This is a genomic window from Nitrospiria bacterium (genome assembly GCA_036397255.1).
Classification (GTDB): domain Bacteria; phylum Nitrospirota; class Nitrospiria; order DASWJH01; family DASWJH01; genus DASWJH01.
Genome location: DASWJH010000004.1, coordinates 56,145 through 64,245, shown reverse-complemented (window position 1 = coordinate 64,245; position 8,101 = coordinate 56,145). Strand labels below are relative to the sequence as shown.

General features: G+C 42.0%; 10 protein-coding genes and 1 tRNA gene. 4 read left to right on the top strand and 7 right to left on the bottom strand.

The window, feature by feature from the left end:
- Nucleotides 1–313: 313 nt before the first annotated feature.
- From VGB26_00630 to VGB26_00620, 3 genes are read right to left on the bottom strand one after another with little or no spacing between them, the layout of a single operon-like run.
- On the bottom strand, nucleotides 314–577 hold the full coding sequence (locus VGB26_00630; GenBank protein HEX9756285.1) for a hypothetical protein: 264 nt from the start codon (nucleotides 575–577) through the stop codon (nucleotides 314–316).
- Nucleotides 574–987 (bottom strand): hypothetical protein, encoded by a 414-nt coding sequence (locus VGB26_00625; GenBank protein ID HEX9756284.1) that lies wholly within the window; start codon nucleotides 985–987, stop codon nucleotides 574–576. The genes VGB26_00630 and VGB26_00625 overlap by 4 nt, the downstream gene beginning before the upstream one ends.
- Nucleotides 988–1,026: 39 nt before the next feature.
- Nucleotides 1,027–1,578, bottom strand: coding sequence for a YcxB family protein (locus VGB26_00620; protein HEX9756283.1), 552 nt, complete (start codon nucleotides 1,576–1,578; stop codon nucleotides 1,027–1,029).
- A 230-nt stretch (nucleotides 1,579–1,808) separates the two neighbouring features.
- On the opposite strand from VGB26_00620, the gene VGB26_00615 reads away from it, so the two are divergent.
- Entirely contained in the window at nucleotides 1,809–2,726 is a 918-nt protein-coding gene (locus tag VGB26_00615) for an isoaspartyl peptidase/L-asparaginase family protein (GenBank protein HEX9756282.1), read from the top strand.
- Nucleotides 2,727–2,994: 268 nt separating this feature from the next.
- Here VGB26_00615 and VGB26_00610 read toward each other — a convergent pair whose 3' ends face one another.
- A complete protein-coding gene (locus VGB26_00610; GenBank protein HEX9756281.1) occupies nucleotides 2,995–3,729 on the bottom strand; it encodes a methyltransferase domain-containing protein in 735 nt (244 codons plus the stop codon).
- A 668-nt stretch (nucleotides 3,730–4,397) separates the two neighbouring features.
- Here VGB26_00610 and VGB26_00605 point away from each other — a divergent pair.
- Together VGB26_00605 and VGB26_00600 are read left to right on the top strand one after the other, a co-directional pair.
- Nucleotides 4,398–4,652 carry a SemiSWEET transporter gene (locus VGB26_00605; protein HEX9756280.1) on the top strand — a complete coding sequence of 85 codons (255 nt, stop codon included), beginning with the start codon at nucleotides 4,398–4,400 and terminating at the stop codon, nucleotides 4,650–4,652.
- A gap of 201 nt (nucleotides 4,653–4,853) precedes the next feature.
- Nucleotides 4,854–5,132: a hypothetical protein gene (locus VGB26_00600; GenBank protein ID HEX9756279.1), complete on the top strand. Its 279-nt coding sequence runs from the start codon at nucleotides 4,854–4,856 to the stop codon at nucleotides 5,130–5,132.
- Nucleotides 5,133–5,253: 121 nt separating this feature from the next.
- Here the strand turns inward: VGB26_00600 and VGB26_00595 are convergent.
- Nucleotides 5,254–5,329 (bottom strand) — tRNA-Cys (locus VGB26_00595).
- 174 nt (nucleotides 5,330–5,503) lie between these two features.
- Here VGB26_00595 and hisS point away from each other — a divergent pair.
- Nucleotides 5,504–6,754: a histidine--tRNA ligase gene (hisS, locus tag VGB26_00590; protein HEX9756278.1), complete on the top strand. Its 1,251-nt coding sequence runs from the start codon at nucleotides 5,504–5,506 to the stop codon at nucleotides 6,752–6,754.
- Nucleotides 6,755–6,829: 75 nt separating this feature from the next.
- Here hisS and VGB26_00585 read toward each other — a convergent pair whose 3' ends face one another.
- Both VGB26_00585 and sppA read right to left on the bottom strand, forming a co-directional pair.
- Nucleotides 6,830–7,108, bottom strand: coding sequence for an integration host factor subunit beta (locus VGB26_00585; GenBank protein HEX9756277.1), 279 nt, complete (start codon nucleotides 7,106–7,108; stop codon nucleotides 6,830–6,832).
- 47 nt (nucleotides 7,109–7,155) lie between these two features.
- Nucleotides 7,156–8,049, bottom strand: coding sequence for a signal peptide peptidase SppA (sppA, locus tag VGB26_00580; protein ID HEX9756276.1), 894 nt, complete (start codon nucleotides 8,047–8,049; stop codon nucleotides 7,156–7,158).
- Nucleotides 8,050–8,101 lie beyond the last annotated feature (52 nt).

The following is an 8,101-nucleotide window of genomic DNA, read 5'->3' as shown; positions in this document are numbered from 1 at the left end:
CCGCTCCCCGATAGAGGCATTCGAGGACAGGCTTCGCGGGAATGACGGGAAGGGCCTGGATTTCCGCTTTCCCCTGCCTGCAAGTGCCCGCCGGACAGGCGGGTAATGACAAAATTTACCCACTCACTTCCACGATGAGCCTAAAATATAAATATAGGTTTATTCAATTTCATTTAATCGCCATTTAAAATATTTTATGCCCTATTTGATACGGGAAAGCTTAAACCCATAAAAGAACAAAAGGTCCACTTCTCTTTATCTGAAATTCCTAATTTTTTCAATGTAAAATTGGAGAAATGGAAATCAGTGGAGTTTATGAAGAAAGAGAAATGGCTAACTGTCCCATCCTTGAAAATATCTGTTCAAGCTCAGTATGGTTTTCGGGTTGACCTTTTCTAATAACAAACAGCTTCCCTTCATCTATTTGAAAACCTTTAAGGTTTTTATAAACATTCAGGAGGTCCATCCGCCGTCCCGCATTAAGAAAATGCTTTACCTCAATGGAACTTTTCCCTTTTACCACAAAGGTTTGATCAAATAATGAATCGCCTATTTTAATTCCCTGAGCCCCAATCATTTTACCGATTTTACTCCAATAGGTCTCCGGGTAGATTTTACACTAGGGGCATTAGGCATCTCCAGAGTCATGCGCGTGAATTTTTTATAACCGTTTTCCCTATTTCCAACGGTAATGGTTTCCAATACAAAAGGAAATCCTTGATTCTTTCCTTTGAAAATTAAATCCCTTAGCCCTGGTTCTACCGAGGTTAAAGTACTATTTTTAAACGGTTCTAAAACCATTTTTAAATTAATTTCTTTGACCTTCGTCAGTTGAGGTTTTTCCTCCACGAGACCCTTTGCTTCAGCAAACCTTTGCCATGCTTGGTTGACCACCTTCCCATACGCCATCTTTTGCCTTATCGAATGAAAAATAAACCCCCCTGAGAAAATTAAAAAAACAGAGAAAAGGAGAACTTCTAATTCCATAAAAAACTCCAAACCAATTCTTTTTTTCAAGTCTGGTCTTTAAATTAAGGTTGCCCCTTCTTTCATATTTTTTCGAAGTGTTTCCGTAAATTCCCGCAAAACATAATCCGAAGGAAAAAACCGTTTGGGAATAAAATGAGCATAATGTGTATCGATAAAAATGTAAATTTGGTTTTGGGTCTCCTCTACGGCCTTGATTCCTTTCCAATGGGTTAAGCAGTTAAAGGCCTTAGTCTCCTCCGTAAACCCTTTCTCATCCACCATATATTTATGATGGCCCAGTATGGACCCATTATCTAATGGGAGATTTTTTGGAACTGTCCTATAAAGCGGTATCAGGAATAAGATCACAAAAACAAACAAAACAAGAACCACTGCGGCGGTAATCGGCTCAAGGTGAAAAGAAAAAATTCCAAAATGACGCAGTGCATTCAACCCGATTCCTATAATTAAACCAATGACCAGCATATGAAAAAACCCGAAAAAGGGAGGTTCAATATTCTTAAATTTTTTTCCCACCTTCTGCTGAAGATAGGCATAGGCCTCCGCAAAATCTTCTCTGGTGATATTTCCTTCCACGCTAATTTCCATATTTCAAAAGCTTCAAAGGGAAAACAAATTTCAACCTATTCCCATTTTATTTGGGGGATCTAGGGGTAAATAATGAAACACAACAACACCATCCTTTATTAAAGCAATAAAATCAAGTATATCTGGAACCCTCTTACTGTCAAGCAAAACATCTTTTAAGAAAACTTATCTTGTCAAACCATAAGGTTTTTAGTAGGGTACCTGCCAACACAGGAAAGGTAAAGAATCAAATGGAAAAATCAAAAAGAAAAATAGCATTACTCGCCCATGGAGGCGCGGGCAATCATCCTGCAAACAAAAAACAGCTACAAAAATTATCTGAGGCCATTCAGGAAGGATACTTAAATTTGAAACATGGAGGAACCAGCCTGGATGCGGTTGAAACCGTAATTAGACTCCTGGAAAACAGCACCCTTTTTAATGCTGGGACTGGATCCTTTTTGCAGCTAGATCAGCGTTGTCGAATGGATGCCTCGATCATGGAAGGAAAAAATTTAAAGGCCGGAGCCGTAGCTGGAATTGAAGAGGTTCTCAATCCGATTCAGGCGGCTCGTTTGGTCATGGATAAAACCTCCCATGTGTTAATGACCGGGGAAGGGGCAAAAAAACTCGCCAAATTTTACAAACTCCGAAAGGCGGCGCTCCCCACGAAAAAAAATGTGGAACGCGTAAAAGATATTTTAAATTTAAAGAACCAAACCGTAAAACTTTTCAAAGCTTTTTATCCCCATGAAACCGTGGGGGCGGTTGCTTTGGATTTCTCAGGAAATGTCGCCGCGGGAGCCTCAACGGGGGGAATCCCCACCATGCTTCCAGGCCGTATCGGGGATTCACCTTTAATTGGTTCGGGGATTTATGCTGACAATGAATCCGGAGCGGTATCCATGACCGGTTGGGGAGAAAGTATCATCCGTCTAAGTGTCGCAAAAGAAATCTGCACCCATATTCAAAATGGGGTTTCTCCCCTTCAGGCAACCCAAAGAACATTAAAAAGATTAATCAAGAAAATCAAGGGCCATGCAGGTGCTATTGTACTAAACAAAAAAGGCCAATTCGCTCTCCTTCACACCACTCCTTATATGTGTGCAGGGTATTGCCTGCAAGAAAACCAAATCCTGGTTGGAAATAGTTTTAAAAAAATTCAATGAATTGGAAAATATTTAAAGAGAAAACCCTTTTCAAACAATGTGGACTCCTTCCAGAAGTCAAAAACACTAAATATTTCCCCAGAACACAATATTTCCACTGTTAATCGATGGATAATAGGCATTTTTCGTCCCCTCTTTTGTCCAAGAGCCTCCTCAATCTCCCCTCCGTGCTTTTGTGATTGACAGAAGGAACCGAAGATGGCTATTTTGAGGGTACTTTTGAAAGTTACCTAGGGCTGGATTACCAGACATTCGATCTGACTATTTTCTAAAGTTTTAAACCGTTTTTTCGGTAAATTCGATTCGGAAGAATTTCTTTATAACGATATTTTTTTGTTTGAATTCGAAGTTGTTCTAGGTTCGGTGAAACATGCATAAACCCAGCCTCATGGTCAGAAATATTAGTTATAATCAGTCCGTCTTTGCTGAGTGCGTTATGAATGCGATCAAAATAACAAAGGGGTTCAAACACGTGTTCGAAAAACTCAAGAGCAAAGCAAACGTCACATTCAGGTAAATCCGGTATCGGGATATCAACCGTGCAATCTAAAAACGATGTAGAAATATTTGTTTCGGTTGCCAGCCATAACAGGAACTCTTTACGATAAGTGGGAATATCTGCTAACACCAGTTCAACCTGAATTCCTTTTTGCAGCAGGTAATATGCCAGCGTTCTTGACATCTGCGCAAGCCCGCAACCGAAATCAAGGATGGTGATCTTAGAACGTCCGATAAGTTCTCGAACTAATGGATCGTTTTCATGCCATACCGGCTCAGCATAGGACAACATTCTGAGGAAATGCAGGTGACCATGGAATTTATAGGAATTAAAAACCTCGCCCTGATTGTCATCCACAAAAACTTTAAAAAGATTTTGTGATAACTCACAATAAAGGCGGAATTCTTTACCACCATGTCCGTTTGGAATAGACATCCATGACTTCAGATACCGTTCACGGCTTTCATCAATCGAAATATTTAAGCGCTCCGCATTCCAGTGCACAAACATTTCCTGTGTAAACGTCAACTTATCAAGTCGCTTACCTTTTCCAATACTTCGCAGGAGACGATGGACTTTTCGAGAAGATCGTATCTTTTGCAACATAAATCTGTAGATCACTTACCCCCTAACCACTGGTATACATGGGGCCTTAAATAATTGCGTATAGCTCCCTCCTTTATGCTCGAGGTAAAGCAAAAGCAGAAATATGAGCAATTATTTATGCCGTAATGTATAGATAGAAAAATCAAAATTTAAGGAAAAGTCTACATCAATAAAATTTAGTTATCAACGACCTTTTTGTTGGATTTTTCAAGGAGTACATGTGGGTGTGGGACATCTCGGGAGGAGAGCGGTCCTGTCTCTCTTATACAGTAATACTGCTTCCTCATCGTAATCGTCGTTTTTCAAGTTTTTCTTTCTCGAGCAATAGTAGGTGCAGTTAATAATTCTACTTCCTTCTTATAATATGTAATAGAGTACCTTACTAAAATAGTGTAGATTTTCCCTTGAAACCTAATAAAACCATTTTTAATTTTCTTCCATCAGGTTCTTCAAAAGTAACCAATTAGGGTTTAATAACGTCCAAGGTTCCTGGAGCGAAATTCAAAATACCGCCATTCATGCGGTATTTGGGTTTGCAGGAATCATTAGGAAGGAAAATGAATACTATAGATGGAATAACAACAATCGGACTGATAGCAGCAGTTCTTACCACTCTCTCCTTTTTGCCCCAGGCCATTAAAACCATAAAGTCCCGACACACCAAGGATCTTTCCTTGCTCATGTATGCCATACTTACCACAGGGGTTTTCCTATGGTTTGTTTACGGAATTCTTCTCGGGAATGTACCTCTTATGCTTGCGAATGGAATCACCTTGTTTTTTACTGCCACCATCCTGGTTATGAAAATAAAGCATAAGTAATCTCATTTATCTATCCTCAGGTGACCTGCCATAAGAAATTCGTCCAAAATTTGGGATAGACTTTGGGAATGTTGAAGGGCCCAGGTTGAATTTCATTTCGTATTCAACGGTTCTTTTATGTTTCCTAGTTACCACTTTGAAGAAAGAAACCTTAAAAAGATTGGGTCTTCGTGTAATCGAGTGGGTAAAAATTGTTAAAAAGTGGTTAAGGTCCATACAGGGCAAGGGTCAAGTCAAAGTCATTCTGTGGTTGAAGCCTTTGAAGTATTAGATGTTCCTGCAAAATCCAGTTCGTCATTCCCGAATGGCTTTATCGGGCCCGCCTGCCGGCAGGCAGGAATCCAGGATTCAAAAAATCAACATCTTCTGGATTCCTGCTCCCCGATAGAGGCATTCGAGGACAGGTTTCGCGGGAATGACGGGAAGGGCCTGGATTTCCGCTTTCCCCTGCTTGCAAGTGCCCGCCGGACAGACGGGTAATGACGAAATTTACCCACTCACTTCCACGATGAGCCGGAATTAAATACTTTTTTTGTTTTTAATTCCAGAATCCTTTTTTTTCTATATATACCAAACTCTTAATTGCAAGAGTGGAAAGGAATGGAGGCGGCGGGCGGGATCGAACCGCCGAATCGCAGTTTTGCAGACTGCTCCCTTAACCACTTGGGTACGCCGCCCAAAAAAAGAATGGATTTCGTAACAATCCTCCATGAAGATTATATTATATTTACCAAGAACCGCGGTCTGTAGTCAACACGTTTTCTAAATAAACAAAGACTTAGATGCCCAAACCCTATTGACTTCACGACGATCCTAGGGCTATAGTGACCCGGTGTAAAAAGGGGTCCCCCATGAATATTAGAGCAATCAAAGGTATCAAAGATGTTCTTCCCGGAACTGTTGAAATTTGGCAGTGGATCGAAGGAGAAACCCGGAAGCGATTGGAAGATTATGGATTCTCAGAAATAAAAATCCCAATTTTTGAAATAACCGAACTATTTACGCGGGGGATTGGAGAAACCACCGATATCGTTGAAAAGGAGATGTACACTTTTGAGGACCGGGATGGCAAAAAAATTACCCTTCGACCCGAAGGGACCGCGTCCGTGGTACGTGCCTATATAGAACATCGCCTCTTTGATGGAAACCCTTTGGCTAAACTGTATTATATTGGGCCCATGTTCCGGCATGAGCGTCCCCAAGCCGGACGGTTAAGGCAATTTTATCAAATTGGCGCTGAAATGTTAGGGTCCCAAGCCCCTTTGGTTGACGTTGAACTCCTGGCGTTGTTGAATGATCTATTCTCATCTTTAGAAATTCCCACCCTTGCACTGGAAATCAATACCGTTGGATGCGAGACCTGTCGACCCAATTTCAAAAAGGCACTTCAAGGCTTTCTCCGGGATTTCATAACCGTCCTCTGCCTAAACTGCCAACGCCGGATTGACACAAACCCCTTAAGGGTCTTGGATTGCAAGGAAGAGGGGTGCCGTAAAATAACGAAATCTGCCCCCTCCATTCAGTCCTACCTTTGCCCTTCCTGTAAACCTCACTTCAACACCGTTCTAGACGGACTTTCTCACCTCGAAATCTCCTATCAGATTAATCCCAGGTTGGTCAGGGGACTAGATTACTACACCAAAACCGCATTTGAATTTACCTCTACTTCCCTAGGAGCACAAAATGCCGTGGCCGCAGGGGGCCGTTATGATGGTTTGGTTCAGACGCTTGGAGGGCCGGAAACCCCGGGAATCGGTTTTGCTCTTGGAATGGAACGGTTGGTTTCTTTGGTTAAAAAAGAAAAAATTTCGCCTACTTCTCTTTCTTGCTTTATTGCTGTTCTTGGAGAAAAAGCGCAAAAAACCGCATTGAGCATTGCAACCCAACTTCGAACCAATGGGTTTCGGGTAGAAATGGAACACCAGAACACAAGCTTGAAAAGCCAAATGAGAAGGGCCAATAAACTTGGGGCACGTTATGTAGTGATTTTAGGCGAGGACGAACTACAAAGGGGAAAGGTCACCCTCCGAAACATGGGAAATAAAGAGCAAAACGAAATTGAAATCAAAGATCTTTCCGCTATTCTTGCCAAAGAGTCATAGCGGAATGTTTTTTTCTCATCATGGAGGAGGAGACGTTATTGCAGGTTTAATCCTAACCCCCCCCTTCCAGACCTTTTAACTATCCACAATTTCCTTCATTTCTTTTCCCGCCTTAAAAAAGGGAACGCGCTTGGCGGGAACCGAAACGGAACTTCCTGTCTTTGGGTTTCTTCCTTCCCTATTTCGCCGGGAACGGATTCGGAAACTTCCAAATCCTCGAATTTCCAACTTCTCACCCCGCGACAGGGTGTCCCGAATACTATTAAAAACGGTATTCACAATGATCTCGGTCTGCCGTTTGGTAAGACCATTTACCTTTTCAGATACCCGCTCAATTAATTCAGCTTTTGTCATGAATGAGACTCCCCTTTAGTGAGATAAATGTTAAGGATGCCAACAGTTTATGCCCCTAAATGAAGGAGATAGTCCAAACGGACAACCCCTCGTGAAAATCCTACTGACCCTATGGACCCTTGCCATTGGGTCCTAAAAAAGTCCATTAAAGAAAACTTTTTTTTGGTTTCAATTACTTTCGGTTTTCCCTTAATACCAACAATGTCAGCTGCTAATTGGATTGCATCCTGAAGATTACCTAATTCATCCACCAACCCCATTCCTTTGGCTTGGCGTCCGGTAAAAATTCGGCCGTCCGCTAAGGGTCTGACCTTCTCTTCCGAGAGCCCTCGGCCTTCCGCCACCGCTTCAATAAATTGATCATGGACATCATCCAAAACAGATTGAAGCAGTTTTTGTTCCCCCGGACTCATGGTACGAAAAGGGGATCCTAAATCTTTTTTCTCCCCACTTTTAATAACAACACTTTTAACTCCGACTTTTTCCATCAAACCTTCCACATTAGTGAGCTCCAAAATAACCCCAATGCTTCCGGTCAGGGTTCCGGGATTGGCAACAATCTTATCAGTAGCAGCCGCAATATAATATCCCCCTGATGCTGCCACCGATCCCATGGAGGTTACCACTTTTTTCCCGCCTTTTTCCCGAAATTTTTTTACCTCTTCATAAATTTCCTGTGAGGGGGCCACCGCCCCTCCCGGACTATCAATCCGGAGGAGGAGAGCCTTGACGGAAGGATTTTTTTCATATTTTTCTAACTCATCCAGTATTTCCTTTGAATCCAGGATAACCCCTTCAACCCGAATCAAGGCAATCCGCTCCCCACTGGTGTTTGATTTTTCCGCAGTCCAGGTTAACCAAAAAATACCAAGGAAAAAAATGATTCCCAGCCCAATCAAAATGGCCAAGCCCGTTCGCCAAGGGCCTTCTTTGGCCCTCATCGAATACATCCTCGCCTCAACGAATTGGAATGAACATTCACTTTAAAAAGTC